General features: G+C 51.7%; 22 protein-coding genes. 3 read left to right on the top strand and 19 right to left on the bottom strand.

Annotated elements, in window-relative coordinates; translation table 11 throughout:
- Positions 1-8: 8 nt before the first annotated feature.
- The 5 genes from glgA to asd all read right to left on the bottom strand — a co-directional run bounded on the left by glgA (position 9) and on the right by asd (position 8,289).
- Positions 9-1,442, bottom strand: a complete 1,434-nt coding sequence (glgA, locus tag K0335_RS07045; protein WP_219393776.1) for a glycogen synthase GlgA — start codon at positions 1,440-1,442, stop codon at positions 9-11.
- Complete coding sequence (gene glgC / locus K0335_RS07050) at positions 1,442-2,737, bottom strand: glucose-1-phosphate adenylyltransferase (RefSeq protein ID WP_000232912.1); 1,296 nt, start codon at positions 2,735-2,737, stop codon at positions 1,442-1,444. The genes glgA and glgC overlap by 1 nt, the downstream gene beginning before the upstream one ends.
- A gap of 15 nt (positions 2,738-2,752) precedes the next feature.
- The gene (gene glgX, locus K0335_RS07055; protein WP_000192868.1) at positions 2,753-4,729 is read right to left on the bottom strand and encodes a glycogen debranching protein GlgX; all 1,977 of its coding nucleotides are present in this window, start codon (positions 4,727-4,729) and stop codon (positions 2,753-2,755) included.
- Positions 4,726-6,912 (bottom strand): 1,4-alpha-glucan branching enzyme, encoded by a 2,187-nt coding sequence (glgB, locus tag K0335_RS07060; RefSeq protein WP_001283694.1) that lies wholly within the window; start codon positions 6,910-6,912, stop codon positions 4,726-4,728. Before glgB ends, glgX begins: the two co-directional genes overlap by 4 nt.
- A 270-nt stretch (positions 6,913-7,182) precedes the next feature.
- Positions 7,183-8,289, bottom strand: coding sequence for an aspartate-semialdehyde dehydrogenase (gene asd / locus K0335_RS07065; RefSeq protein ID WP_000799931.1), 1,107 nt, complete (start codon positions 8,287-8,289; stop codon positions 7,183-7,185).
- 189 nt (positions 8,290-8,478) lie between these two features.
- Here asd and yhgN point away from each other — a divergent pair, with 189 nt between their 5' ends.
- Positions 8,479-9,072 (top strand): NAAT family transporter YhgN, encoded by a 594-nt coding sequence (yhgN, locus tag K0335_RS07070; protein ID WP_001002535.1) that lies wholly within the window; start codon positions 8,479-8,481, stop codon positions 9,070-9,072.
- Positions 9,073-9,117: 45 nt separating this feature from the next.
- Here yhgN and K0335_RS07075 read toward each other — a convergent pair whose 3' ends face one another.
- The 7 genes from K0335_RS07075 to K0335_RS07105 all read right to left on the bottom strand — a co-directional run bounded on the left by K0335_RS07075 (position 9,118) and on the right by K0335_RS07105 (position 17,497).
- Positions 9,118-10,413, bottom strand: a complete 1,296-nt coding sequence (locus K0335_RS07075; protein WP_141095963.1) for a DNA-processing protein DprA — start codon at positions 10,411-10,413, stop codon at positions 9,118-9,120.
- Positions 10,320-12,416, bottom strand: a complete 2,097-nt coding sequence (locus tag K0335_RS07080) for a RecQ family ATP-dependent DNA helicase (RefSeq protein ID WP_160193828.1) — start codon at positions 12,414-12,416, stop codon at positions 10,320-10,322. Before K0335_RS07080 ends, K0335_RS07075 begins: the two co-directional genes overlap by 94 nt.
- Before the next feature lie 127 nt (positions 12,417-12,543).
- On the bottom strand, positions 12,544-13,884 hold the full coding sequence (gntU, locus tag K0335_RS07085) for a gluconate transporter (protein WP_104920163.1): 1,341 nt from the start codon (positions 13,882-13,884) through the stop codon (positions 12,544-12,546).
- A 3-nt stretch (positions 13,885-13,887) separates the two neighbouring features.
- Positions 13,888-14,415 (bottom strand): gluconokinase, encoded by a 528-nt coding sequence (gene gntK, locus K0335_RS07090; protein ID WP_000108330.1) that lies wholly within the window; start codon positions 14,413-14,415, stop codon positions 13,888-13,890.
- Between the two features lie 138 nt (positions 14,416-14,553).
- Positions 14,554-15,549 carry a gluconate operon transcriptional repressor GntR gene (gntR, locus tag K0335_RS07095; protein ID WP_000730252.1) on the bottom strand — a complete coding sequence of 332 codons (996 nt, stop codon included), beginning with the start codon at positions 15,547-15,549 and terminating at the stop codon, positions 14,554-14,556.
- A 92-nt stretch (positions 15,550-15,641) separates the two neighbouring features.
- Entirely contained in the window at positions 15,642-16,337 is a 696-nt protein-coding gene (yhhW, locus tag K0335_RS07100) for a quercetin 2,3-dioxygenase (protein WP_000639820.1), read from the bottom strand.
- Between the two features lie 122 nt (positions 16,338-16,459).
- The gene (locus K0335_RS07105; protein ID WP_104920164.1) at positions 16,460-17,497 is read right to left on the bottom strand and encodes an oxidoreductase; all 1,038 of its coding nucleotides are present in this window, start codon (positions 17,495-17,497) and stop codon (positions 16,460-16,462) included.
- 334 nt (positions 17,498-17,831) lie between these two features.
- Between K0335_RS07105 and yhhY the strand changes: the two genes are divergently transcribed.
- Positions 17,832-18,320: an N-acetyltransferase gene (gene yhhY / locus K0335_RS07110; protein WP_104920165.1), complete on the top strand. Its 489-nt coding sequence runs from the start codon at positions 17,832-17,834 to the stop codon at positions 18,318-18,320.
- A gap of 60 nt (positions 18,321-18,380) precedes the next feature.
- Here yhhY and ggt read toward each other — a convergent pair whose 3' ends face one another.
- Positions 18,381-20,126: a gamma-glutamyltransferase gene (gene ggt, locus K0335_RS07115; protein WP_104920166.1), complete on the bottom strand. Its 1,746-nt coding sequence runs from the start codon at positions 20,124-20,126 to the stop codon at positions 18,381-18,383.
- A 120-nt stretch (positions 20,127-20,246) separates the two neighbouring features.
- On the opposite strand from ggt, the gene K0335_RS07120 reads away from it, so the two are divergent.
- The gene (locus K0335_RS07120) at positions 20,247-20,687 is read left to right on the top strand and encodes a DUF2756 family protein (protein WP_104920167.1); all 441 of its coding nucleotides are present in this window, start codon (positions 20,247-20,249) and stop codon (positions 20,685-20,687) included.
- On the opposite strand, the gene ugpQ is transcribed toward K0335_RS07120, so the two are convergent.
- The 6 genes from ugpQ to K0335_RS07150 form a co-directional block, all read right to left on the bottom strand.
- The gene (gene ugpQ, locus K0335_RS07125; protein WP_000073568.1) at positions 20,674-21,417 is read right to left on the bottom strand and encodes a glycerophosphodiester phosphodiesterase; all 744 of its coding nucleotides are present in this window, start codon (positions 21,415-21,417) and stop codon (positions 20,674-20,676) included. The genes K0335_RS07120 and ugpQ overlap by 14 nt on opposite strands.
- Positions 21,414-22,484, bottom strand: coding sequence for a sn-glycerol 3-phosphate ABC transporter ATP binding protein UgpC (gene ugpC / locus K0335_RS07130; protein WP_032303944.1), 1,071 nt, complete (start codon positions 22,482-22,484; stop codon positions 21,414-21,416). Before ugpC ends, ugpQ begins: the two co-directional genes overlap by 4 nt.
- A gap of 1 nt (position 22,485) precedes the next feature.
- Positions 22,486-23,331 carry a sn-glycerol-3-phosphate ABC transporter permease UgpE gene (gene ugpE / locus K0335_RS07135; protein ID WP_104920169.1) on the bottom strand — a complete coding sequence of 282 codons (846 nt, stop codon included), beginning with the start codon at positions 23,329-23,331 and terminating at the stop codon, positions 22,486-22,488.
- Complete coding sequence (gene ugpA / locus K0335_RS07140; protein ID WP_104920170.1) at positions 23,328-24,215, bottom strand: sn-glycerol-3-phosphate ABC transporter permease UgpA; 888 nt, start codon at positions 24,213-24,215, stop codon at positions 23,328-23,330. The genes ugpE and ugpA overlap by 4 nt, the downstream gene beginning before the upstream one ends.
- Positions 24,216-24,312: 97 nt before the next feature.
- Entirely contained in the window at positions 24,313-25,629 is a 1,317-nt protein-coding gene (gene ugpB / locus K0335_RS07145) for a sn-glycerol-3-phosphate ABC transporter substrate-binding protein UgpB (protein ID WP_104920171.1), read from the bottom strand.
- Positions 25,630-25,861: 232 nt separating this feature from the next.
- The gene (locus K0335_RS07150) at positions 25,862-26,608 is read right to left on the bottom strand and encodes a hypothetical protein (protein ID WP_104920172.1); all 747 of its coding nucleotides are present in this window, start codon (positions 26,606-26,608) and stop codon (positions 25,862-25,864) included.
- Positions 26,609-26,628 lie beyond the last annotated feature (20 nt).

Raw genomic sequence — 26,628 nt, forward strand, 5'->3', positions numbered from 1 at the left:
CTGGGATACTATTTCAAGCGATAGTAAAGCTCACGGTACGACTTTGCCGCGACATGCCAGCTGAAGTCCATTGACATCGCCTGACGTTGTACAAACCGCCAAAGAGAAGGTCGGGACCACAACACAAAGGCGCGTCGGATGGCACGAAGTAGTGACCAGGCATTGCTATCTTCAAATACAAACCCACTGGCGATGCCGTCCGCAAGGTTTTCCAGCGAACTATCAGACACCGTATCAGCAAGCCCACCAGTACGCCGCACCAGCGGTAACGTACCGTACTTCAATCCATAAAGTTGCGTTAAACCGCACGGCTCAAAACGGCTGGGCACCAGAATGACATCCGCGCCGCCCATAATGCGATGAGAAAACGCTTCGTGATAACCAATCTGTACACCTACCTGACCGGGATGTTCCGCTGCGGCTGCCAGGAACCCTTCCTGCAAAACGGGGTCGCCCGCGCCGAGAAGCGCGAGCTGTCCGCCTTGCTCAAGCAGGCCGGGTAATGCTTCCAGTACCAGATCCAAACCTTTCTGGCTGGTCAGTCGACTCACAACTGCAAAAAGCGGCGCTTTATCGTCAACCTTAAGCCCCATGGCGATCTGCAACTGACGTTTGTTCTCCGCTTTCTCTTCCAGTGTGTCACGGGTATAGCGTGATGCGAGCAATAAGTCTGTTTCAGGACTCCAGATTTTCTCATCAACACCATTCAACACCCCGGAAAGACGACCTTCCCGATGACGCTGCTGCAACAGACCTTCCATACCATATGCAAACTGAGACTCGGTAATTTCACGCGCATAAGTCGGGCTAACCGCCGTAATGTGATCAGCGTAATACAGCCCTGATTTCAGGAATGAAATCTGACCGTTGAACTCCAGGCCGTTAATGTTAAAGAACGACCACGGCAACTGAATTTCATCCATATGATGGGCGTAAAACATCCCCTGATACGCCAGGTTATGTACGGTAAACACTGACTTCGCCGGGCGACCCCGCGCTGCCAGATAAGCAGGTGCCAGACCAGCATGCCAGTCGTGAGCGTGGACAACATCCGGACGCCAGAAAGGATCGAGTCCACAAGCCATTTCGCATCCTACCCACCCTAACAGAGCGAAACGGATGACGTTGTCAGTGTAAGCAAACAAGTTTGTGTCATGGTATGGGCCACCCGGACGATCATAGAGATGCGGGGCGTCGATCAGATAAATTCCGACCCCGTTGTAGTGGCCGAACAGCAACGTAATTGGCCCGGCGAACGTATCCCGACGGGTTACCACCTGCGCATCCGTAATACCACGACGAATGTCGGGGAAGGCAGGTAACAATACGCGCGCGTCCACGCCATCCTCGATTTGCGCTGCAGGCAACGCACCGATGACATCCGCCAGACCGCCCGTTTTTAGCAACGGGAACATCTCAGAACAAACGTGTAAAACCTGCATTATCGCTCCTGTTTATGCCCTAACTTCCGCAGCATCTCACGGGTTACCAGCACGATGCCTTCCTCTGAACGGTAGAAACGACGTGCATCTTCCTCCGCATTCTCCCCAATCACCATCCCTTCCGGAATGACACAGGCACGGTCAATGACGCAGCGACGTAAACGACAAGAACGTCCTACCCATACTTCCGGCAGCAACACTGCCGAATCGATATTACAGAATGAATTTACACGGACTCTGGAGAAGAGAACGGATTGCACTACGACTGAACCGGAGATCACGCAGCCGCCGGAAACCAGCGAGTTAAGCGTCATACCATGGCTGCCTGAACGGTCCTGAACAAACTTCGCCGGAGGCAGAGATTCGTTATAAGTACGAATCGGCCAGTGCTGGTCATACATATCCAGTTCTGGCACAACAGATGCCAGGTCTAAGTTCGCTTTCCAGTAAGCTTCGAGCGTACCTACATCGCGCCAGTACGGTTCAGAATCAGGATCGGATTGTACGCAAGAGAGCGGGAATGGATGTGCATAAGCCATGCCAGCCTGGGTGATCTTCGGAATAATGTCTTTACCGAAATCATGGCTGGAGTTTTCGTCGTTATCGTCTTCTTCCAACAGTTCATACAGGTAATCCGCGTCAAAGACGTAAATCCCCATACTGGCCAGCGAACGAGTTGGATCATTTGGCATTGAAGGTGGATTTGCTGGTTTTTCCACGAACTCAATAATTTTTTCGTCCTGGTCAACAGCCATTACACCAAATGCACTTGCTTCCTGAATAGGCACTGGCATACAAGCTACGGTGCAACGTGCACCTTTTTCGACGTGGTCGATCAGCATACGCGAGTAGTCTTGCTTGTAGATATGATCCCCGGCGAGGATTACCACGTACTCAGCTTTGTAACGACGAATAATATCCAGGTTCTGCGTAACCGCATCTGCCGTTCCGCGATACCAGTTTTCGCCTTTCATTCTTTGCTGAGCAGGCAGCAAATCGACGAACTCATTCATCTCTTCATTGAAGAATGACCAACCGCGTTGAATATGCTGCACCAACGTATGTGACTGGTATTGCGTAATCACGCCGATACGGCGAATACCGGAGTTAATACAGTTAGAGAGTGCAAAATCGATAATGCGAAACTTTCCACCAAAGTGGACGGCAGGCTTTGCTCGCTTATTAGTTAAATCTTTCAGACGGGTTCCACGACCCCCTGCGAGAATGAGCGCAACAGATTTGATGGGCAGCTGGCGTGCCAACATCAGCGGATCATTTTTTTCTAGCCCAACCATAATTAACTCCTTTTTCTATGACTTTTGAAACACGCACAGCCCGTGCGCAGACCCATGCCAGACTTCCAAAACGACCGGATTATCCTCTCCGGCGAAAGGAGGAATAGCGCGCCATTCCCCCTCGGGCAGAACAATATCAACCAAATGTGGTGTAGCATTCAGTGCGATAAGCCAGCGGTCGGATAACATGATTTGCATACATGTCATACCATGTTGCCACTCTTCAACACTTAAAACCTGACCATCTTTATTTAACCAACGTACATTGCCATCATTCTCTTGCCACCACTGATTTCGTGTCAGTGCCGGAATTTGTTGCCGTAGATGAATCAATGCCGCTGTAAAATCGGTCAATCCATTGTTTGCCCGCTCCCAGTCCAGCCAGGTCAGCGCATTATCCTGACAATACGCGTTATTGTTTCCATGCTGGCTATGGCCATGTTCATCACCTGCCAGCAGCATTGGCGTTCCCTGTGAAAGCAAAAGCGTCGTTAACAGCGCGTGTACGCTGTCGCGTCGACGCTCAATCAGATCAAGTGATCCGCCTAATCCTTCTTTACCATGATTGTTACTATGGTTATTGTTGCTGCCGTCGCGATTTTCTTCTCCATTTGCTTCATTGTGTTTATTTGTGAAGCAGACACAGTCACGTAACGTGAAACCGTCATGCGCAGTGACCAAATTTATTGATGCGCCTGGCAAACGACCGTTACGATTAAATACGTCGCTGGAGCCAGCAAAACGCCCCGCAAAATCACCCAGTGACAAATTACGTTGCAACCAGAAACGCCGGGTTGCATCGCGGAAGTGATCATTCCACTCCGCAAACAACGGTGGGAAATTTCCCACCTGATATCCACCTTCGCCGATATCCCACGGTTCGGCGATAAGCTTCACCTGCGAAAGTACAGGGCAGTTCTGGATAGCAGTAAAAAGTGGTGCGTCCTGGCGAAACGCCGGAGTGCGCCCCATTACCGATGCCAAATCAAAACGAAAACCATCAACATGGCAGGTTTCAACCCAGTAACGCAGGCATTCGAGCGCATATTCCATCACGCCAGGATTACTCAGATTCAGCGTATTACCACAACCCGTCCAGTTGTGATAATCGCCATCCTCTTTGATCCAATAATAGCTACGGTTGTCAATTCCGCGCAGTGAGAACATCGGCCCGTCGAGATCCAGCTCTGCACTATGGTTGATGACGATATCGAGAATGACTTCGATTCCTGCTTTATGCAGCTCTTTAACGGCATCCCGGAACTCATCCAGCGCACTTTCTGGCGAACAGGCATACACCGGATGCAGCGCAAACATCGCCATCGGGTTATAGCCCCAATAGTTTGTCAATCCGAGTCGTTGCAGACGCGGTTCGCTGGCAAAATGGATAACAGGCATCAGCTCCAGCGCGGTAATCCCCAACCGTTTGAAATAGTTGATCATTACCGGATGGCCCAACGCTTTATACCGCCCACGGATCTCTGCCGGGATTTCCGGGTGCTGGTACGTTAAGCCTTTTACATGGGCTTCGTAGATGACGGTATTGCCCCACGGCGTGCGCGGCGGGGCGTCGTCTTCCCAGTTATAACTATCAGACACCACCACACATTTTGGTGCGATGGTGGCGTTATCCCGGCTATCTGGTGTTTCATAGCCCGCGTGGAATAGCGGGTTATCATGAAGATCACCTTCAACACGACGTGCGCAGGGATCAATCAACAGTTTCGCCGGGTTAAAGCGATGCCCTGCGGCAGGTTGCCACGGACCATGTACACGATAACCATAGCGCAAACCGGGTCTGGCATCTGCTAAATAGCCATGCCAGACATCTCCGCTGCGCCCCGGCAGGTCATAACGTACCTCATTTCCCTGTGCATCAAAGACACACAGTTCTACGCGTTCGGCATGAGCAGAAAAGAGTGTAAAGTTAACGCCATGCCCGTCATACGTTGCACCATGAGGCGTCGCCTTGCCGGTTGTCAGTTGCGTCATTCCCCCTCCCGAACCAGCCAGACGGTAGCCAGCGGTGGCAGTGTGATGCTCAGAGAGTGCTGACGTCCGTGGCTGGCGATCTCATCGCTCTGTACCACGCCGCCGTTACCCGCATTACTACCGTGGTAGTGCATGGAATCGGTGTTCAAAATTTCACGCCATTTACCAGGTTGATTAATGCCAAAGCGATAATCATGACGCGGTACTGGCGTAAAGTTACTGGCAACTATGATTTCATTCCCGGCTTTGTCGCGGCGAACAAAGATCAGCACTGAGCGTTCTTTGTCATCTACCACCAGCCATTCAAAACCATATGGGTCAAAATCAAGCTCATGCAGTGCTTTGTGGTGACGATAAGTATGATTCAGGTCGCGCACCAGGCGCTGGACACCGTGATGCCAGTTGTCACCGCCTTCCAGAAGATGCCAGTCGAGGCTTGCGTCATGATTCCACTCACGCCCCTGAGCAAATTCATTCCCCATGAACAGCAGCTTCTTGCCCGGAAATGCCCACATCCAACCGTAATAAGCGCGCATGTTGGCAAATTTTTGCCATGCGTCGCCCGGCATCCGATCAAGAATCGATTTCTTACCATGAACCACTTCATCGTGTGATAACGGCAGGACGAAGTTTTCAGTGTAGTTGTAGAGCATACCGAACGTCAGTTTATCGTGATGATATTGACGATAAACCGGGTCGAGCTTCATATAATCCAGGGTGTCGTGCATCCAGCCCAGATTCCACTTGTACCAGAAGCCGAGGCCGCCCATATCTTGTGGGCGAGAAACGCCTGGGAAGTCGGTAGACTCTTCCGCCATCGTCACCGCGCCCGATACTTGCTCACCGATAATACGGTTGGTGTTGCGAAGGAATTCAATCGCTTCGAGATTCTCGCGGCCACCAAACTCGTTCGGGATCCACTCGCCTTCTTTACGGCTGTAATCACGATAAATCATCGAAGCGACAGCATCGACTCGCAACGCATCGATACCAAAACGCTCGATCCAATACAGCGCGTTACCAACAAGGAAATTGCTGACTTCGCGACGACCATAGTTGTAGATCAGGGTATTCCAATCCTGATGGTAGCCTTCGCGCGGATCGCTATGTTCATACAGATTCGTGCCATCAAATTCGGCCAGGGCAAAGTCATCTGTCGGGAAGTGACCTGGCACCCAGTCGAGAATAACGTTCAAACCTGCTGCATGTGCGGCATCAATGAAATAGCGGAAATCATCGCGGGTACCAAAGCGACGTGTCGGAGCATACAGGCCGGTTGGCTGGTAACCCCAACTGCCATCAAAGGGGTGTTCGTTAATTGGCAGCAGCTCAAGGTGAGTAAAGCCCATCCATTTAGCATACGGCACCAACTGGTCCGCCAGTTCGCGATAACTCAGCCAGAAATTGTTGTCGGTATGACGACGCCAGGAGCCAAGATGAACTTCATAAATAGAGATTGGTGCATCAAACTGATTCGCTTTTTTGCGCTCTTCGGTCTGTACGACCTTTTCAGGCAGCCCGCAAATAAGTGAAGCGGTTTCCGGGCGCATTTGCGCCTCAAAGGCATAAGGATCAGACTTCAGACGAAGATTGCCGTTAGCATCAATCATCTCGTACTTATAAAGCTGACCGTTATGGGCGCCAGGAATGAATAATTCCCAAATGCCGCTTTCTTTACGCAAACGCATCGGGTGACGGCGGCCATCCCAAAAGTTAAATTGCCCCACAACGGAGACACGACGAGCATTGGGTGCCCAGACGGAGAAGCGAGTTCCGGTCACGCCATCCATGGTATCTGCATGCGCGCCAAGTGTTTCATAAGGGCGCAAGTGAGTTCCTTCGGATAACAGCCAGGCATCCATCTCCTGAATAAGAGGACCAAAACGATAGGGATCATCAATCAGGTTTTGCTGTCCATGCCAGACAACAGCGAGTTGATAGCGGAAAAAATTTTTACGACGTGGTATTACACCACTGAAAAAACCACGAGAATCAAGACACTCAAGTTTAGCGAGTTTACGCCCCGTTTTTGGCTCGATAACCCAGACATCTGTGGCATCGGGCAATAGGGCGCGGACTTCCAACCCGGCGTTGGTTTTGTGCATTCCTAATACGGAAAAAGGATCCGCAAAATGACCTGCGATTAGCGCATTAATCACGTCTCTATCGATACGATCGGACATGGTTGTCTTCCTGTTTTATAGTGTCACCCCTTCCCACTGATTTTCGACATCAGGTAGTGACATTTTTGACCTGAACGGTGCAGCACTCTATGCATCCTCTCTGCGCCGTCCTACCTCCAGGCAATGCTGCAATACCTTCAGGTATTAAGCTGCCTTTCAAGAATAGCCAAACTTCTAAATGACTCCCGGTTTAATGCTTAACATCTGCGTCTACTCCTGTATTACGCAAAAAAAGGGGTGACCCGTCACCCCTGGAAAAGAAAGAAATTATTACGCCAGTTGACGAAGCATCCGACGTAATGGTTCTGCTGCGCCCCAAAGTAGCTGGTCACCAACCGTAAAGGCAGACAGGTACTCAGGCCCCATGTTCAGCTTACGCAGACGGCCAACCGGTGTAGTGAGTGTCCCGGTCACCGCTGCTGGCGTCAGTTCGCGCATGGTGATTTCACGATCGTTTGGCACCACTTTCGCCCACGGATTGTGTGCAGCCAGCAGTTCTTCCACGGTCGGGATTGACACATCTTTTTTCAGCTTGATAGTAAACGCCTGGCTATGACAGCGCAGAGCACCAACACGGACACACAAGCCATCCACCGGGATAGTGGAAGCGGTGTTCAAAATCTTGTTGGTTTCAGCCTGCCCTTTCCACTCTTCACGACTCTGACCGTTATCGAGTTGTTTGTCGATCCACGGAATCAGACTGCCCGCCAGCGGTACACCAAAGTTATCAACCGGCAGTTCACCACTGCGGGTTAAGGTCGTGACCTTGCGTTCAATCTCAAGAATTGCAGAAGATGGTGTTGCCAGCTCCTCAGACACATGACCATATAAGTGGCCCATCTGAGTCAGCAGTTCACGCATATGGCGCGCACCACCGCCAGACGCCGCCTGATAAGTGGCAACAGATACCCATTCCACCAGATCATTGGCAAATAATCCGCCCAGCGACATCAGCATCAGGCTAACGGTACAGTTACCGCCGACGAAAGTCCTGATGCCTTTATTCAGGCCTTCGGTAATGACATCCTGGTTAACAGGATCAAGGATGATGATGGCATCGTCTTTCATGCGCAGCGAAGAAGCTGCGTCAATCCAGTACCCCTGCCATCCGCTTTCGCGAAGCTTCGGATAAATTTCGTTGGTATAATCGCCGCCCTGACAGGTCACAATGATATCGAGCGCCTTTAGCGCTTCCAGATCAAAGGCATCCTGAAGAGTACCGGTCGTGGTGGAGCCGAACGTCGGCGCGGCCTGACCGAGTTGAGAAGTAGAAAAGAAAACAGGGCGAATGGCGTCGAAGTCGTTTTCTTCAATCATGCGCTGCATGAGAACGGAACCGACCATACCGCGCCAGCCGATAAAACCAACATTTTTCATAGCGTTTTTTTCCTGCTGAGATGTGTGCTGTATATATGTGCCGTAATCCTGGGCACATCCTTCACCATACAAAAAGCAGCCAAAGTCGCAAGTGAAATTAATCAATGATCGCTAAGCCATCAGTAATGCGACTAATCGTGCTTTGTTGGCACGCAGAAAGTCCGCGACAATTATCAGGGAATTTGAGTTATGAATGAAATCATTTCTGCAGCAGTTTTATTGATCTTGATTATGGATCCGCTCGGAAACCTACCTATTTTTATGTCCGTACTGAAACATACTGAGCCAAAAAGACGGCGGGCAATTATGGTCCGCGAGTTGCTTATTGCACTCTTATTGATGCTGGTGTTCCTGTTTGCGGGTGAGAAAATTCTGGCATTTCTGAACCTGCGGGCGGAAACCGTCTCCATTTCTGGCGGCATCATTTTGTTTCTGATCGCCATTAAGATGATTTTCCCCAGCGCTTCAGGAAATAGCAGCGGGCTTCCGGCAGGTGAAGAGCCGTTTATTGTGCCGCTGGCAATTCCGCTGGTCGCCGGGCCAACTATTCTCGCCACGCTGATGTTGTTGTCTCATCAGTACCCGAATCAGATGGGACATCTGGTGATTGCTCTGCTGCTGGCCTGGGGTGGCACCTTTGTTATCCTGCTGCAGTCTTCACTATTTTTACGTCTGCTGGGCGAGAAAGGAGTGAACGCACTTGAACGCCTGATGGGATTGATTCTGGTGATGATGGCAACCCAGATGTTCCTCGACGGTATTCGAATGTGGATGAAGGGATAAGGTTCAAACAGGTGCTGCACACAACCAGACGCGGCACCTGTTTTATTACCTGAACTGATAATGACCTTCGCCCAATCGGATAACCCTTTCCTCTTCTTCTGCGCGATTCAGCCACACACGAATTTGTTCGATGGTTAAACCAGTACAAGACGCCAGCCTTTCAATACTTATCGATTCCTTTGCAAGGATCGCCAGTTCCGCCACAAAGAGTTGATAAAAATCGACAGGCGTATGCGCGGGCATTACTGCGTAATTTGCGTCATCTTCGTGCAGCGAAAACAATTCTGGTTGAGCGTTACGGAGTGCTCTGTCATACATCAGCCCAGGAACGTCTGGCAGTCTGATCGTCACATTCTCTGCCTGTTCAGCACTCCATGACGCCCCATTTTCTACTAATCGTGAATTGGCAGATTGCACATCCTGATTTGGTTTAACCTGCACAGGCAGCCACTGATGTTTTAATGCCTCCATCGCCCCGGTTATCGTTCCACCGGTCATTCCCGCACGTACAACTATTGCGCTTTCAGCAAGGCAATAAATATATTTATTCCGCGCCATCGCATTGCCGACGGTGAAACGTACCTCTGGGTAAAACGGCGAAATCAACACCAGGTTGCCTGCTATAAGCCCTTCACGCCATTTCACTAACGTGCTCGTTTTTAACAAGCTATCAGCTAATACGCCAATGGCAGTTCCCCCGGCCTCCAGTGCCGACGCCATTGCACATTCATCAATACCTCGCGCACCACCAGAGATAACGCAAATCCCCTGTTGGGCCAGTTTCGCTGCCAGTTGTTGGGTATAGCGCAAATCGGCAGTCGGAGCATCTCGCGAGCCAACAATCGCCATACCTTCCGCTTGCAGTAATGCTTTATTCCCACAGCCAAATAAAACAGGAGGTGCATTCGTTCGCAATCGGTTTTTCAAGCGAACAGGATAATCGGCATCTCCTCGGGTTAAGATCCATAAACCGGCGCGTTGCCACTTATCTACCGCCAACGCCAGACTATGACCGCGCGCCAGCAAGCCAAGAATACGCTCCTGAGAAATACGCGGATCGCTCCAGCCTGTAAGTTTCTCTTGCGGTTGCGGCACCAGAAGTTCGGCGGGACTGATACGTTGGTGCTTCAGCCATAATGCAAACTTCCCCCATTCACTATTGCTAAGAGGTTTATACTCGCTCGCCGCCGCACGAGAAAAATCGCTGGTTAGCAGGAGAGTCGCTTGTGCATTGGCTGAAAGATTCATCAATTTTTTACCGAGGTAGAAGCAAGGGCAAGAGGATAAACCGTCGGGCAACCTGCCTGGCGTAATAGCGCTGTCAGAACTGTCAGCGTCCATGCAGAATCCACGATATCGTCAACCAGCAACGCCGGACCTGGCATCAAAGGAGGGGTAATCACAAACGCCCCGTCGAGATTTTGACACTGGTGAAAACGGTTTTGCTGCATTTTCTGCGGTGGATTGTCCACGACTTTTTCAATGGCATCAATAAAAGGTAAGCCAAGTTTCGCCGCCAGTCGCCGGGCAAAATCAGGAACCAGGTCGAGGTGCCTTAATGAAGGAACGCAGCATACCCAGGTTGGTTCAGGATGCGGATTCCAGCGTTGGCGAACCATTTCCGCACATGCCTCCACCAGCTCATCACTGAAGCGCCCCGTTTTTTTCTCCTGTGCTACCTGCTTTCCCCACCCGGAATCTCCCCAACGAGAAAGGATTCGCCCCGTAGATCCTTGTAAACCCGCAGGCAAGTTCCCTTTAAATCCGTATTGCGTAAAAGCTCCGGATGCTACCTGTTTATTGAGATTTAATGGCAGGTCAGCGTGTTTAATAAATAAATTTGCCGCATGGAGTAAGCCGCTATCAATATCGGGCGACAATAACGGATGCTGAAGACAACTGCTACATTTACCACAACGTTCGGCACCTGGCTCATCGAGTGCGCGGCGCAGAAATTGCATTTTGCACTCCTTGGTCGTGATATAGCTTTCAACGTCTGCTAGCTCACTTTTTCTCTGGTTCATCAAATGGTTAATTCGTTCATGGTCAGGAGAGAAACTGACGATAGTTCTGCGCCATAATTTCTCGGTATACACCACAGGCGATGGATTTTCAGCTACCAGTAACTTCAGTGCTTTTTCTATTTGCCCATAACGAAGATTCGTCCGTTGTTCAATGCCTCGTAGGGTAAGACCGTCATTCTCGCTAAGTACGTTGAGTATTTCATGAATTTGCGCCTCCGCAGGAAAGGCGCTTTCACGGAAGAATTGATGAATAGCGCGGTCTTCACCACCACAAAGCAATATGCCAACTGCGGAATCTATAGCACGCCCGGCACGCCCCACCTGTTGGTAGTAACCGACAATAGACCCCGGCATCTGATAATGAATGACGAAACCTAAATCAGGTTTATCAAACCCCATACCTAATGCCGTCGTCGCGACCAGCACTTTGATTTTATTTGCCAGCAGTGCCTGCTCCAGATATTCCCTGGCAGTATTAGAATCTTCCGCGCCTTCACAAGTCACGCCACTGTAATAAGCAAATGCACTGATACCATTTTTCCTTAACCACTCGGCGACAAGTTCGGCATCGCGAGTCGTCAGGGTATAAACAATTCCCGATTTGGAAAACTGAGGGATAACCGTTGCTAACCATGCCAGACGGGATGACTGTTCACCTAAGACTAAGGCATCAAGCGCCAAACTTTCGCGAGCCAGCGTTCCACGCTGAATCACAACGTCACCCAATTGCTGACGTATATCCTCAACGACACGGTTATTCGCTGTCGCGGTTGTACCCAGAACAGGGGTATTCGCAGGCAGTTGGCGCAAAATATCTAATATACGGCGGTAATCCGGGCGAAAATCGTGGCCCCAATCAGAGATGCAGTGCGCCTCGTCGACCACAAGCAAACCAATACGATCGGCTATTGGATATAAAACCGTTTCGATAAAGTCCTGGTTTGCCAAACGTTCCGGGGAAACCAGCAAGCAATCGACCTCACCTTGCAACAACTTATCGCTAATGCGCTGCCATTCTTCCCTGTTTGTAGAATTCAACGTTTCAGCCGTAATACCTAACCGTTCAGCGGCGGCAACCTGGTTACGCATCAGGGCAAGCAAAGGAGAGATGATAATTGTCGGGCCAGCGCCGCGATCGCGGAAGATTTTACTGGCGATGAAGTACACAGCACTTTTCCCCCAGCCAGTGCGTTGGACAACCAGCAGTTTTCGCCGCTGATTAACCACCGCATCTATGGCTTCCCACTGCCCTTCCCTGAAAGTAGCGGTGGTATTTCCTAACATCCGCTGTAAAAGCAATTCAGCTCCGTGTTTCTCCATCATCTTCTCCCTCGTCCGTTAACACAGTGATTAGAACGGATAATGTTCCGGTCTTTTTGCGAGAGAGATCAAAAAGATGAAGACAGGAAAAAAGAGAAATGAATTACTGCGAGCAAGCTCGCAGTAATTAACTCAACAGCTGGAACGCAATCATCCCAACGATGGCACCGACAGTGCCGAGGATGGTTTCCATCATGGTCCAGGTTTTCAGCGTTTCGGCTTCGGTCGCGCCGGTAAATTTACCGAACAACCAGAAACCAGCGTCGTTAACGTGGCTGACAACAATCGAACCACCGGCGATACAAATCGACAGTGCCGCCATTTGCGCACCGGAGTAGTTCAACTGTTCAATAACCGGCATTACCAGTCCTACCGCCGTTAAGCAGGCAACGGTGGCAGACCCCTGAATGATGCGCACCGCCGCTGCCAGCACGAAGCAGGTGATGGCAATCGGCAGGCCTATGCCGGTTAACGCTTCGCCGAGTGCCGGACCTACGCCAGAGTCAACCAGCACCTGTTTGAACACGCCGCCTGCACCAATCACCAGCAGAATGATCCCCGCCGGTTGCAGCGCGTGACCGCAAATTTCCATCACTTTATCTTTCGGCATACCCTGACGCATCGCCAGGCCGTAAATTGCTACCAGGCAAGCGACCAGAATTGCGGTAAACGGATGACCGATAAACTCGAACCATTCGTAAGCGGTAGAGCCTTCCGGCACAAAACGCGCGGCAATGGTTTTCAGCCCCACCAGCACCAGCGGCAGCAGGATCAGCGACAGGCTGAATCCGAAGGACGGCATTTTGCCTTCGCCGAGATGCGGTTCGCTGATGTCGTCAGGAATATGCAGCTCCACATAGCGGCTGATGAAATTCCCCCACAGCGGCCCGGCAATAATCATTCCCGGGATTGCCGCACACAGGCCAATCAGGATCATCCAGCCAAAGTCAGCATTCATCTGCGATGCCAGCAGCATTGGCGCTGGCCCCGGTAGTAAGAACGCCGCTGCCGCCGCCACACCCGCGAATAACGGGATAACCAGCTTCACCAGGTTCGTGCCGGTATGGCGCGCCATTGAGAAAGCAACGCTAATCAGCAGGACAATCGCCACTTCAAAGAACAGTGGTAGCGCACAAACCAGGCCCGCAAGGCCAATGGCATAATGCGCACGACTGTGACCGAAGGATTTGAGCATTTTGACGGCAATCTGATCGACTGCGCCGGTTTCATGTAAGATCTTGCCAAACATGGCTCCCAGGGCGACAACTACCGCCAGGAAGCCGAGGGTGCCTCCCATCCCTTTTTCCATCGTCGCTGCGATTTTATCGAGCGGCATACCGGAAAAAAGGCCAGCCCCCATAGACACCACCATCAAAGCCAGGAAAGCGTGCATACGCGCCTTCATGACTAAAAACAGCAGCAGTAAAACAGACCCTACTGCTGTTAAAACAAGCGTTAATGTAGTCACTACTTATTTGCCTTTTTTAATAACCTCAATGGTGCTTGCCACAACACCTTCCAGCGGTTGATCGATATCCACCACCAGTACATCGGTTTCGTCCGCACCCGGCTCCTGCAGCGTTTCAAACTGCGTCACCAGCATTTGGGTTTTAAAGAAATGGCCTTTGCGCGCTTTCAGGCGGCTTTCAATCACATCAAAATCGCCTTTCAGGTAGATGAAAGAGAGATTCGGATTGCCCTCGCGTAGCAGGTCGCGATAGTGCTTTTTCAGTGCGGAACAGACGATCAGCGACACTTTATTGGTACGCTGCATGGCAAATGCGGCGTCGTTCAGCGCCTGTAACCACGGTTTGCGATCGTCGTCATTCAGCGGTTCGCCAGACGCCATTTTTTCGATATTGCGGCGCGGATGGAGGAAATCGCCATCAAGAAACGCGGCATGAAGTTGATGCGCCACTTCACTGGCGACCGCAGATTTGCCGCTGCCCGATACGCCCATTAAGACGTAAATGTGGTGATCATGATTAGTCGTGCTCAAAGTGGTGCCCCCACAGTACAAGAATTAAAAATGTTACGGGTAACTGTTATCGGTAACATTCTCCGGCTGGACAAAAACAGAAGCAATATCCATCCGTGCCTTAAGTGTATAAGTGTGAGCTACTTCAAATTTGTGAGCTTAAATAGATCCGCCCGGTGACAAGGTGAAACCTAAATCTAACATTTTCGGTGTCACAGATTCGCCACGAATACGCGCCAGCAGGCGCTCAGCGCCAATGCTGCCCATCCGCTCACGCGGCGTCAGCACGCTCGCCAGCCGTGGCTCCATCACCTGACCAATGTCATGACCGTGGAAACCGGCAATCGCCATATCGTCAGGAACTTTCAGCCCCAGACGCTGACATTCAAATGCCGCACCGACCGCCAGGTCATCGTTAGTACAAAATACGCCATCCAGCTGCGGATATTCCCGCCGCGCCTGGCGAATCAGTTCAATACCGGAAGAGTAAGAAGAAGATTGCTCGACCATCACGCTATACGGCACCAGGCCTGCATCCAGCATCGCCTGCTCATATCCCTTCTGTTTGATGATAGTACGTTCGTCGAGGCGTGCGCCGAGATAGGCAATGTGACGATGCCCGCGAGCAATAATGGCGGTGGTCATCTGGCGTGCCGCTTCAAAGTTATCAAAACCGACGGCGATATCGAGGCACGGCGACTTACTGTCCATCAGCTCCACCACCGGAATACCCGCTACTTCAATCATCTTTAAGGTGCGGGGCGTGTGGGTACGTTCGGTGAGAATAAGTCCGTCGATATTCCAGGAAAGCATCGACTCGAGACGTTCTTGCTCCATTTCCGGTTTATAACCGTAGTGCGCCAGCATCGTCTGATAACCGTGTGCGTCGGTGACGCTTTCGATACCGCGTAATACTTCAGCGAAAACCTGGTTGGTGAGTGAAGGTAACAGGACGCCAATCGCCCGGCTGGTGGCGTTAGAGAGGATATCGGGCGCGCGATTGGGAATATAACCCAGTTCATCAAGAGCGGCGGCAATCTTGCCACGTAGAGCGACGGAAACCTGCTCCGGGTTGCGTAAAAAACGGCTGACCGTCATTTTGGTCACGCCTACACGGTCAGCCACATCCTGAAGTACGGGTCTTTTCTTTTTCATCGTCCTGAAAGGTACAAAAGGGATAGATTCCTTTAGTTTACCACGGACGCATCAGAACCTTCCCGATTCCTCAGGAAGGTTGTGAGATAAATTTAGACTGGCGGTAAATCGAACAACAGAATTTCACTGTCGCTATCAGCATGGATGGAGATTGCCTGCTCATCCCAGATTGCCAGACCATCGCTGGTCGAGGCTTTCACGCCGTTAATGGTAACATTGCCTTTCACTACCTGAATCCAGACGCGGCGTTCAGCGGCAATCTGATGAATCGACTGCTCATCTTTTACCAGCGCCCAGCGGTACAGTTCCATATCCTGATACACTTTCAATGAACCATCACGCGCATCCGGCGAGAGCACCAGTTGTTTGCCCTGTACGGCATCGAAGCGACGCTGTTCATAACGCGGCGTAATACCGTTTTCTTCTGGCATGATCCAGATCTGATACAGATGCAGACGCTCGGTGCTGCTTGGGTTGTACTCTGAGTGACGAATACCCGTACCCGCACTCATAATCTGGAACTCTCCCGCCGGAACCTGCTCTTTATTGCCCATGCTGTCCTGATGCTCAACAGTACCTTCCAGCACGTAGGTCAAAATTTCCATATCTTTATGCGGGTGAGTGCCGAAGCCCTGCCCTGCTTCAATCACGTCGTCGTTAATCACGCGCAGCGCGGAGAAGCCCATAAAGTTCGGGTCGTAATAGTTGGCAAAAGAGAAAGTATGCCAGGAGTCCAGCCAGCCATGATTTGCATGACCACGTTCATTTGCTTTGCGTAAGTAGATCATTTGTATTCGCCCCCTGAATGATTTCGATGGGCTTAGTGTGGACCCGATCCACCTGGGATGATAGGGGGTGAAAATTGACCCCTCTGTTCAAAAAAATTGAACTATTTGAGGGGCCATCAAACTTACTTCGCGAGAGTCACTGTGGAGGGAGAGGCTTGCTCAAATCCGCGTTCAAGGATTTCAAGATTGGTAAGAACTTCAGATTCCTTGACGTAATTTGGCGCCCCGCTGGTGATGGTTTGGTACAACGCATCATAAACGCGTCCGTAATCGCCCATCTCCGGCTTCATCTCTTCTCTGACCGTAACGCCCTCGTCATTGACATACTCCAGCACACCGACCGAATCATCCGCTGCGAATCCCGGCTCGCCCGGCATAATATTAGCCTTCAGGCTGGTTTCCTGCTGGTCGATACCGTATTTAATAAACGAACCTTTCTTACCGTGAACGATAAATTTCGGATAATCGATTTTCACCAGATGGCTGGTTTTGACGATGGCTTTTAGATCGCCATAAAACAGCTGCGCTTCGAAGGTGTCGTCAGGATTGGCTTTATTACGCAGGCTGCGGATGTCATAAGCGACGTGATCCGGGCGACCGAACAGCGAGATAATCTGGTCGAGGGTATGCACACCAAGGCCATAGAACGCGCCATCCTGCGGCAGTCCAGGTTTGGTTTCTGCCACCGGGCGGTAATAGTCAAAATGGCTTTCCACTTCAACAATCTCTCCCAGCTTGCCGCTTTCAATCGCTTTTTTCGCCGTCAGAAAACAGGAATCAAAGCGACGATTCTGATACGGCGTGACGGTCAGCCCTTTACTTTTCGCCAGCGCAAAAAGTTCTTTCGCCTGCGCAAGCGTCGGAGTGAATGGTTTTTCGACCAGCACATTTTTCCCGGCTTCCAGCGCGCGTTTCGCGTACTCGAAGTGGCTGTCCGCATGAGTGCAGACGACAATCAACTTAACGTCGGGATCGTTTAGCACTTCGTCGAGATCGCTGGTGAAATGAATATGGGAATAAATGGGAGCCTGTTCTTCCGGCTTCTCATGGCGGCGAAAAATATGCGCGACATGCCAGCTATCCTTGCGGTTAAGTACATACGGCAGATGGTAACGGGTGGTGCTTTTGCCGAAGCCAATAAAGGCGCAGTTGATGACCATGATTTCGTCCTTTTTAAGGTGGTTATCTACCACCTTAGCGCAAAGCGGACGCGGTTCCTACAGGAGTGCGCATAACAAACACAAGCACTTCCCGTGGATAAATTGAGAACGAAAGGTCAAAAAAAAAGCCAGCACCCGGCTGGCTAAGTAATACTGGAAGCAATGTGAGCAATGTCGTGCTTTCAGGTTCTCCGCGAGGGTCTTCCTGATCGCGAGACAATAATAATCATTCTCATTCGCACTTGTCCAACACTTTTTGCAAAAAAATGCATTTGACTCGCATTTGAAAGTCAATGATGTTGAAAGGGACATTTACCCCAAAGAGGACAAAGGAATGAGTGAGATAGTAATACGCCACGCAGAAACACGGGATTACGAGGCCATCAGGCAAATTCACGCCCAGCCGGAGGTGTATTACAACACGCTACAGGTGCCTCATCCGTCAGAGCCAATGTGGCAGGAGCGACTCGCCGATCGTCCCGGCATCAAGCAACTTGTCGCCTGTATTGATAGAGACGTCGTGGGCCATCTCACCATTGACGTGCAACAACGCCCACGCCGCAGTCATGTTGCCGACTTTGGTATCTGTGTCGACTCCCGCTGGAAGAACCGCGGCGTCGCCAGCGCCCTGATGCGAGAGATGATTGCAATGTGCGACAACTGGTTGCGGGTAGATCGTATTGAACTAACGGTGTTCGTTGATAACGCGCCAGCAATTAAGGTCTATAAAAAATTCGGCTTTGAGATTGAAGGGACTGGCAAGAAGTACGCATTACGTAATGGCGAATATGTCGATGCGTATTTTATGGCGCGGGTGAAATAGAGAATTTGTAATCTAAATTTGTCATTTAAGCCCTCGCCTACCGGGAGAGGGCTTAAGATATTAATACCCCGCCGTTAAATCATCTACCGAACGTGGGTCGGAAGCGCCATACAATTCGCCGTCCGGCCCAACCATAATACTTTGCGTACTGCCCATCGCCTCTTTTAGCGCCACTTTCTGACCTTTTGCTTCCAGCAGCTTGAGCGTATCCGGGCTAAATCCTTTCTCGACACGCAGCTCGTCCGGCAGCCACTGATGGTGGAAACGCGGCGCATTGGTCGCTTCGGCGACATTCATGCCATAATCGATGCTGTTCACTACCATTTGCAGCACGGTGGTGATAATCCGGCTCCCGCCTGGGCTACCGGTAACCAGCCAGGTTTTACCGTCCTTGACCACAATGGTTGGCGACATTGACGACAGCGGACGCTTGTTCGGCCCGACGGCGTTGGCATCACCGCCCACCAGCCCGTAAACGTTCGGTACGCCCGGTTTGGCGGAGAAATCATCCATCTGATTATTAAGCAGAATACCGCTCTCGCCTGCGACAATACCCGTACCGAAGGTAGTGTTCAGCGTATAGGTCACCGCCACCGCGTTACCGTCTTTATCCACTACAGAGTAATGGGTTGTTTGATTACTCTCATAAGGCGCAAGCTTGCCAGGGCGAATTTCGCTGGATGGCTTCGCTTTATTGATATCTATTTGATCGGCAATAGATTTGGCATAGGCTTTATTGGTCAGCGCCTGCCACGGTACTTTGACAAAATCCGGGTCGCCAAGATATTCCGAGCGATCGGCGTAGGCATGTTTCTCCGCTTCTGCCATGATTTGCATCGCATCGGCGCTGCCAAAGCCGTATTTCTGCATATCGAAGTTTTCCAGAATATTGAGGATCTGCACGATATGAATCCCGCCGGAAGATGGCGGTGGCATGGAGTAAACCTGATACCCGCGATAATCACCGCTAATCGGTGTGCGTTCTACTGCTTTATACGCGGCTAAATCTTCTTTAGTAATCAAGCCGCCATTTTTCTGCATCTCCTGAGCGATCTGTTCCGCTATCGTGCCTTTGTAGAATTCATCCGGGCCGTTTTCGGCAATCATCTCCAGGCTCTTTGCCAGATTCGTCTGTACCAGCTTGTCGCCCTTTTTCAGCGGTTCGCCCTCTTTCCAGAAGATAGCTTTGCTGTTTTCGTGATTTGGTAGCACTTCACTGCCGTAGGTTTTGAGATCGTCTGCCAGCGCATCGTTAACGATAAAACCATCGCGTGCCAGTTTAAACGCAGGCTGCACAACTTTGTTCAGCGACATGGTGCCGTATTTCTCCAGCGCCAACGAGAAGCCCGCTACCGTACCGGGTGTGCCAGAAGCAAGATGCGAAGTGAGAGATTTTTTGCTGTCCGGGTTGCCCTGATCATCAAGGAACATATCGCGGGTCGCTTTGGCGGGTGCCATTTCGCGGAAATCGATAGCGGTGGTATTGCCATCTTTAGTGCGGATCAGCATAAAACCGCCGCCGCCCAGATTCCCTGCCTGCGGATGCGTTACCGCCAGCGCGTAGCCCACTGCCACGGCAGCATCAACGGCATTCCCGCCCTGTTTAAGGATATCTACCCCCACCTGAGTGGCAGTGGCGTCCACAGATGCTACCATCCCCTGCTTCGCTCGTACCGGATGGAAGACATCCTCCTCCACGCCATATGAAACGGGCGGCGGCGCAGGTGGCGCGGCGACAGCACTAAAACAACATCCTGAAAGCAAAGTAGCAATGGCCACCCGGCGTAAAAACGTCGGTTTTATCATCGTTATTCTCCAGTTATGAGTGGGGCAACCCCAGCTAAGCCTGGTATATAACTCTGAATTAATCATCGTTTTGCCGGGAAGCGAGTAAACTTAAAGGATATCTTCAGAGGAGGATACGCGATGAAACGACTTCTGCTTTTGACGGCACTCCTGCCGTTTGTCGGCTTTGCACAGCCCATTAATACTCTGAATAACCCCAACCAGCCGGGATATCAGATCCCCAGCCAGCAGCGGATGCAAACTCAAATGCAAACGCAGCAAATCCAGCAAAAAGGGATGCTGAATCAGCAACTGAAAACTCAGACGCAATTACAACAGCAGCATTTAGAAAATCAGATTAATAGCAACTCTCAGCGGGTATTGCAGTCGCAGCCGGGGGAGCTAAATCCCGCCCGGCAGCAAATGCTGCCCAACACCAACGGCGGGATGTTAAACAGCAACCATAATCCGGATAGTTCGCTAAATCAGCAGCATATGCTGCAACAGAGGAAAAACGGCGACATGCTGAATCCGCCCAGCACGTCGCAGCCTGACATTCCGTTGAAAACTATTGGGCCGTAAAGTTCGGACCAATCACATCAATCGCATCAGTACAGATGCAATCCACGCCCCAGCGCAGCAACTCTGCCGCGCGCTGGGGTTTGTTAACGGTATAAACCAGAATCCGTAATCCAGCGTCTTTCAACTGCATCACTCGCGCTTTATCGAGCAACTTATGATTGAGATGAATAGAGACGCAGCCCAGCCGCGTGGTCAGTTCGCGCCAGTCGTCGCGCCACTCATCCAGCAACAAACCGCGCGGCAGTTCCGGTGCAGCCTGTTGCGCGGCTTCTAAAGCATCAATCTCAAACGATGACAGCAGCGGTGGCGTCATACCAGCCCACAGTTCGCGCGCCGCCAGCGATACCATCTTGCCCGTCAATGGCCCTGTGCCAGTGGTAGGTTTGATTTCGATATTCGCCATCATCCCGTGTTCGCGACAGCGTTCCGCCACCTGAGAAAGCAACGGCAGCGGCTCACCTTTAAACGCTTTGCTGTACCAACTGCCTGCATCCACGCGCAGTAAATCCTGCCAGTTCAGATCGCCCGCGACGCCCCAGCCGTTGCTGGTGCGTTCGAGATTGTCGTCATGAAGCAAGAAGATCTCGCCATCTTTCGATAACTTCGCATCAAATTCGATCATCTTATGACCGTATTTTGCCCCCACGTCGATTGCCGCCAGGGTGTTTTCCGGGGCCAGTTTACCGCCGCCACGGTGGGCGACGATGCGGGGATAAGGCCAGTTACTCATACTCGTTGTCCTGTTTCACCATCAAAAAGATGCAGCTGATTTTCCGGCAGATGCAGCCACAGCGTGCTGCCTGCCGTCGGGCGCTCCTGATGCGCCAGTCGCACCACCAGCTTCTGTTCGCCCCAGCGTCCGTGCGCCAGGTTATCTGCGCCGAGGATCTCCAGCGTGTCCATCACCAGCGGTATGCCACCTTCTGCCTGCGAGCTTAACGCAATATGTTCCGGGCGAATGCCAAGAGTCATTTTACGTCCGGCATACTGACGGTAGCCACCGTTTAGCGGTAGCGCCATCCCCCCATCCAGTTCGAAATGCGTGCCATCGTTATTCACGCGGCCTGTCAGCAGATTCATCGCCGGACTACCGATAAAACTCGCCACAAACAGGCTGGCGGGCTTTTCGTAGACTTCAACTGGTGTGCCAATCTGTTCAGCAATGCCGCCGTTCATCACCATTACCCGCTGAGCGAGCGTCATCGCCTCAACCTGATCGTGAGTAACGTAGAGTGAAGTCGTTTTCAGGCGACGGTGCAGTTGTTGCAGCTCAAGGCGCATCTGCACGCGCAGCTTGGCATCGAGGTTAGAGAGCGGCTCATCAAACAGGAACACCGCCGGATCGCGCACAATCGCACGGCCCATCGCTACACGCTGACGCTGACCGCCAGAAAGCTCACGCGGACGGCGCTTGAGCAGGCCATCCAGCTCCAGAATGCGCGCCGCTTCTTTAACACGTTCGGCAATTTGCTGCTTGCCCATACCGCGAATTTTCAGCCCCCACGCCATGTTTTCTTCGACACTCATATGCGGATAAAGCGCGTAGTTCTGGAACACCATCGCAATCCCGCGATCTTTCGGCTCCATTTCGGTCACGCGTTGGTCGTTAATCCAGATATCGCCTTCGGTGACCCGCTCCAGCCCGGCAACCATGCGCAGCAGCGTGGATTTCCCGCAGCCAGACGGCCCGACCATCACGATAAATTCGCCATCCGCCACATCAAGGGTCAGCGGTTTAATAACCTGGGTTTTGCCATCCCAGCTTTTGGTTACTGCCTGTAATTTCAGTCCTGCCATCTTATTTCTCACTATCGACCAGGCCGCGCACGAAGGCACGCTGCATCACTAAAACAATCACCACCGGAGGGATAAGCGTTAACAACATCGCCGCCATCACCGAATTCCATTCCGTGGTGCCTTCGCCTGTAGCGATCATCCCTTTGATTCCTGCCACGGTGGTGCCGAGATCAACATCGGTAATAATCAACAACGGCCACAAATACTGGTTCCAGCCGTAAATAAAAGTGATCACAAACAGCGCCGCCAGATTGGTTTTCGACAGCGGAAAAACGATGTCGCAGAAGAAGCGCATCGGCGACGCACCGTCGATCCGCGCGGCTTCCACCAGCTCATCCGGCAGCGTCATAAAGAACTGGCGGAACAGGAAGGTAGCGGTCGCCGAGGCCATTAATGGCAGCGTTAAGCCAGCGTAGCTGTCGAGCATGTTCAGGTTGGCGATGACTTCTACCGTCGGGAAGATACGCACTTCAACTGGCAGCATCAGGGTGATAAAAATCATCCAGAAGAAGAGGTTACGTAGTGGAAAACGAAACCAGACAATGGCAAATGCCGAGAGCATCGAGACGGTAATTTTGCCGAGCGTAATGCTGAACGCCATCACGAAGCTGTTAAGCAACATCCGCCAGAACGGCGCACTATTCGTGCCTACCCCGTTTACCCAGATGTTGTGGATGTTTTCCAGCAGATGCGTGCCGGGGATTAGCGCCATCGGCGCGGCATAGACTTCTTGTTTATCCAGCGTCGCCGCGACAAACGCCACGTACAACGGGAAGAGGATCACCGCGATCCCGAGGATCAGCATGGTATGGCTGAATATTGTCAGCCACGGACGGTTCTCAATCATTGGTAACGCACCTTGCTTTCAACATAGCGGAACTGCACCACCGTCAGCACGATGACGAGGAACATCAACACCACCGACTGCGCGGCAGACGAAGCCAGATCCAGTCCAGTAAAGCCTTCACGATAGATCTTATAAATCAGCGTCGTGGTGGCCTGAACCGGCCCGCCGGACGTGGCGGCGTCGATCACCGGGAAGGTATCGAAGAAGGCGTACACCAGGTTCACCACCAGCAGGAAGAAGCTCACCGGGGCGATAAGCGGCAACGCAATCTTAAAGAAGCGGCGAATTGGACCTGCGCCGTCGATGGCTGCGGCTTCAATCAACGAACGAGGAATGGATTGCAGCGCGGCATAGAAGAACAGAAAGTTGTAGCTGATTTGCTTCCATACTGAGGCAAACACCACCAGGAACATTGCCTGACCGCTGTTTTGCGCATGATTCCAGTCGTAGCCTAACTCAGCGAGAAAATGTGTGATCAGTCCACGACCAGGGTTAAACAGGAAGATCCACAATACAGCGGCAACGGCGGGAGCCACGGCATACGGCAGCAGCATTAAGGTTTGATAGAAACGGCTGCCGCGCACGATGTACTCCACCAGCGCCGCGAAGAACAGCGACACCAGCAAACCGCTGACGGTGACAAAGGTGCTGAATTTTATCGTCGTCCAGAAGGAGTCGAGATAGTAGCTGTCATGAAACAGCGTGACGAAGTTATCCAGGCCGACAAACTGGCTGGAAAAGCCAAATGGATCGACGCTTTGTAGCGAGTACCACAACGCTTCGCCCGCAGGCCAGATAAAAAAGATAACGGTGATGATAAGCTGCGGCGCGACCAGCAAATAAGGCAGCCAGCGCGAGCGGAACACCGGACGGGATGATGACATTACGGTTAATTCCTGAACTGTGCCGGATGCGCTTCGCTTATCCGGCCTACACGCGATGCCAGGTCAGATAAGCGAAACGCATCCGACATTTCACTGGTTAAGACTTCGTAGATTTCTCAAAGCGGCGCAGTAACTGGTTCCCACGCTCAACAGCGGTATCCAGCGCCTGCTGTGGCGTCTTCTTACCAGTCCACACGCTTTCCAGCTCTTCATCCACAATCACGCGGATCTGCGGCATATTGCCCAGACGCAGCCCTTTGGTGAACGGCAACGGCGGCTTGTTCAGCATCTGACGCGTCGCGGTATCCGCCCCTGGGTTTTTCTCGTAAAAGCCCTGCTCACGGGTCAGGTTATACGCCGCTTTGGTGATTGGCAGATAACCGGTTTTCTGATGCCACTCGGCAGCATTTTCTGGCTTCGCGAGGAAGTCGAGGAACTTCGCCACGCCGGTGTAAGTTTCTTTATCTTTGCCCTGCATCACCCACAGGCTGGCTCCGCCGATAATGGCGTTTTGCGGCGCGTCTTTCGCATCGGCGTCGTAAGGCATCATGCCTACGCCATAGTTAAATTTGGCGTACTCGCGAATGTTGGCAAGAGAACCGGAAGAGGCGGTCGTCATCGCGCAATCACCGTTATAGAACTTCTCGGTAGATTCATCCTTACGCCCGACGTAACTGAAATCGCCCTTCTTGTTCATCTCTTCGAGCATGGCGATGTGTTTCACCTGCTCCGGCTTGTTGAACTCAAGCACCGCGTCCGTGCCGTCAAAGCCGTTGTTTTTGCTGGCAAACGGCAGACCGTTCCAGGCGCTAAAGTTTTCCAGTTGGATCCAGCCCTGCCAACCGCTGGCGTAGCCGCACTTCATACCAGAGGCTTTCAGTTTCGCGGCATAGTCTGCCAGATCCTGCCAGGTTTTCGGCGGCTGTTCAGGGTCTAACCCCGCTTTCTTGAAGGCGTCTTTGTTGTAATAGAGAACGGGAGTCGAGCTGTTGAACGGCTGGGAGAGTAAATGTCCGGTTTTGCTGTCGGAGTAGTAACCTGAAACCGTCGGCACAAACTGCGACTCATCGAATTGAATCCCCGCCTCTTTAAACACGTCATACACCGGTTTAATGGCTTTCGACGCCATCATGGTGGCGGTGCCAACTTCATAAACCTGCAAAATAGCCGGCGCGTTGCCGGTACGAAATGCGGCAATCCCCGCACTTAAATTCTGTTCGTAGTTGCCTTTATAGGTCGGTACAATTTTGTAATCCGGGTTTTCGGCGTTAAAACGTTGGGCCAGAGAATCCACCTCTTTACCCAGTTCCCCTTCCATAGAATGCCAGAACGGAATGGTCGTCACTGCCTGTGCATTCCCCATTAACGCCAGTCCGAGCGCCAGTGCTGAAGCTGTATAATGTAACGGTTTCATCGTTTATCTCTCTTGTTGTACCGAATGCGCGAATTCACGCGTTTTATGCTCGCGGGGTAACATGACATGCTCGAATTACAGAAAAATAACTTTTTTGTTACATTTGTAAGATAGTAAGGTGTCAGAAAGATGACAAGGCGGTGACGGCATGGGTGAGGGAAAATGGGAGATGGGGCACGGATAATGCTACGTTGGGAAAAATTAATGCGCCAGAGACTATCTGGCGCAGCACTTATCGAACAATACTCTGCTTCAGCCGGTCATTGGCGGTCTTAATCCATTCCCGGTGGTGTTTTCTATAATGAGGTCTTGAGCGTTTAGCCGTATCAACTACAGCAACATACTGCTCGTTGGCTTCACGTAACCGACTCATTTTCGCCAACATTTCCGCATAGTAAATACGTGCCTGCGGGCCGGGGTAATAAGAAACCAACACTTCAAACTCGCTTTCCGCATCAGCGTATTTTTCCTGAGCGGCTAAGGTTCTGGCGAATAACAAGTGCCCTTCTGCCGACTGAAAATCAGGGTTATAACGCATCACATCTTCCAGCGTCTGCTGACAGGCGGCGAACTCCTGAATGGCAAACTGCGCCTGCGCCAGACTTAACATCATTGCCGCTTCATGGGCGGATACCCCGCGTAACGCCTGCTGATAATGGAGAACGGCGTCGTAATAACGCCCCAGACGCGCCAGTTCATTAGCCAGCGCATAATGGTTTTGATTCGTCTCGGCAATCGCCAGCTCTTCACCTAATTTGTGCAGGTGGCGTTCCGGGTTGATTTTGTCCTGCAGGCGCATCAGCAAAGTACGCCCGTGACGGTCAGCGCCCGTTTCAGGCAGCATAACCATGACGAAATACGCCACGCAGCCAATCACCGGAAAACAGAAGATAATAAAAATCCAGTATCGCTCTTGTCCGGAGCGATAAGCGTGAATACAGCAAAGCAGTTCAAGCATGACGACAACGGCATAATGCATGGGAGGGAACCTTTCCGTGG

The sequence above is a fragment of the Escherichia sp. GZ89 genome (genome assembly GCF_019366485.1).
GTDB lineage: Bacteria > Pseudomonadota > Gammaproteobacteria > Enterobacterales > Enterobacteriaceae > Escherichia > Escherichia fergusonii.

Bases quoted from the DNA above. Each gene is read 5' to 3' on its own strand.
- glgA (WP_219393776.1), bottom strand. From the start codon at position 1,442: ATGCAGGTTTTACACGTTTGTTCTGAGATGTTCCCGTTGCTAAAAACG.
- glgC (WP_000232912.1), bottom strand. From the start codon at position 2,737: ATGGTTGGGCTAGAAAAAAATGATCCGCTGATGTTGGCACGCCAGCTG.
- glgX (WP_000192868.1), bottom strand. From the start codon at position 4,729: ATGACGCAACTGACAACCGGCAAGGCGACGCCTCATGGTGCAACGTAT.
- glgB (WP_001283694.1), bottom strand. From the start codon at position 6,912: ATGTCCGATCGTATCGATAGAGACGTGATTAATGCGCTAATCGCAGGT.
- asd (WP_000799931.1), bottom strand. From the start codon at position 8,289: ATGAAAAATGTTGGTTTTATCGGCTGGCGCGGTATGGTCGGTTCCGTT.
- yhgN (WP_001002535.1), top strand. From the start codon at position 8,479: ATGAATGAAATCATTTCTGCAGCAGTTTTATTGATCTTGATTATGGAT.
- K0335_RS07075 (WP_141095963.1), bottom strand. From the start codon at position 10,413: ATGGACGCTGACAGTTCTGACAGCGCTATTACGCCAGGCAGGTTGCCC.
- K0335_RS07080 (WP_160193828.1), bottom strand. From the start codon at position 12,416: ATGGAGAAACACGGAGCTGAATTGCTTTTACAGCGGATGTTAGGAAAT.
- gntR (WP_000730252.1), bottom strand. From the start codon at position 15,549: ATGAAAAAGAAAAGACCCGTACTTCAGGATGTGGCTGACCGTGTAGGC.
- yhhW (WP_000639820.1), bottom strand. From the start codon at position 16,337: ATGATCTACTTACGCAAAGCAAATGAACGTGGTCATGCAAATCATGGC.
- K0335_RS07105 (WP_104920164.1), bottom strand. From the start codon at position 17,497: ATGGTCATCAACTGCGCCTTTATTGGCTTCGGCAAAAGCACCACCCGT.
- yhhY (WP_104920165.1), top strand. From the start codon at position 17,832: ATGAGTGAGATAGTAATACGCCACGCAGAAACACGGGATTACGAGGCC.
- ggt (WP_104920166.1), bottom strand. From the start codon at position 20,126: ATGATAAAACCGACGTTTTTACGCCGGGTGGCCATTGCTACTTTGCTT.
- K0335_RS07120 (WP_104920167.1), top strand. From the start codon at position 20,247: ATGAAACGACTTCTGCTTTTGACGGCACTCCTGCCGTTTGTCGGCTTT.
- ugpQ (WP_000073568.1), bottom strand. From the start codon at position 21,417: ATGAGTAACTGGCCTTATCCCCGCATCGTCGCCCACCGTGGCGGCGGT.
- ugpC (WP_032303944.1), bottom strand. From the start codon at position 22,484: ATGGCAGGACTGAAATTACAGGCAGTAACCAAAAGCTGGGATGGCAAA.
- ugpE (WP_104920169.1), bottom strand. From the start codon at position 23,331: ATGATTGAGAACCGTCCGTGGCTGACAATATTCAGCCATACCATGCTG.
- ugpA (WP_104920170.1), bottom strand. From the start codon at position 24,215: ATGTCATCATCCCGTCCGGTGTTCCGCTCGCGCTGGCTGCCTTATTTG.
- ugpB (WP_104920171.1), bottom strand. From the start codon at position 25,629: ATGAAACCGTTACATTATACAGCTTCAGCACTGGCGCTCGGACTGGCG.
- K0335_RS07150 (WP_104920172.1), bottom strand. From the start codon at position 26,608: ATGCATTATGCCGTTGTCGTCATGCTTGAACTGCTTTGCTGTATTCAC.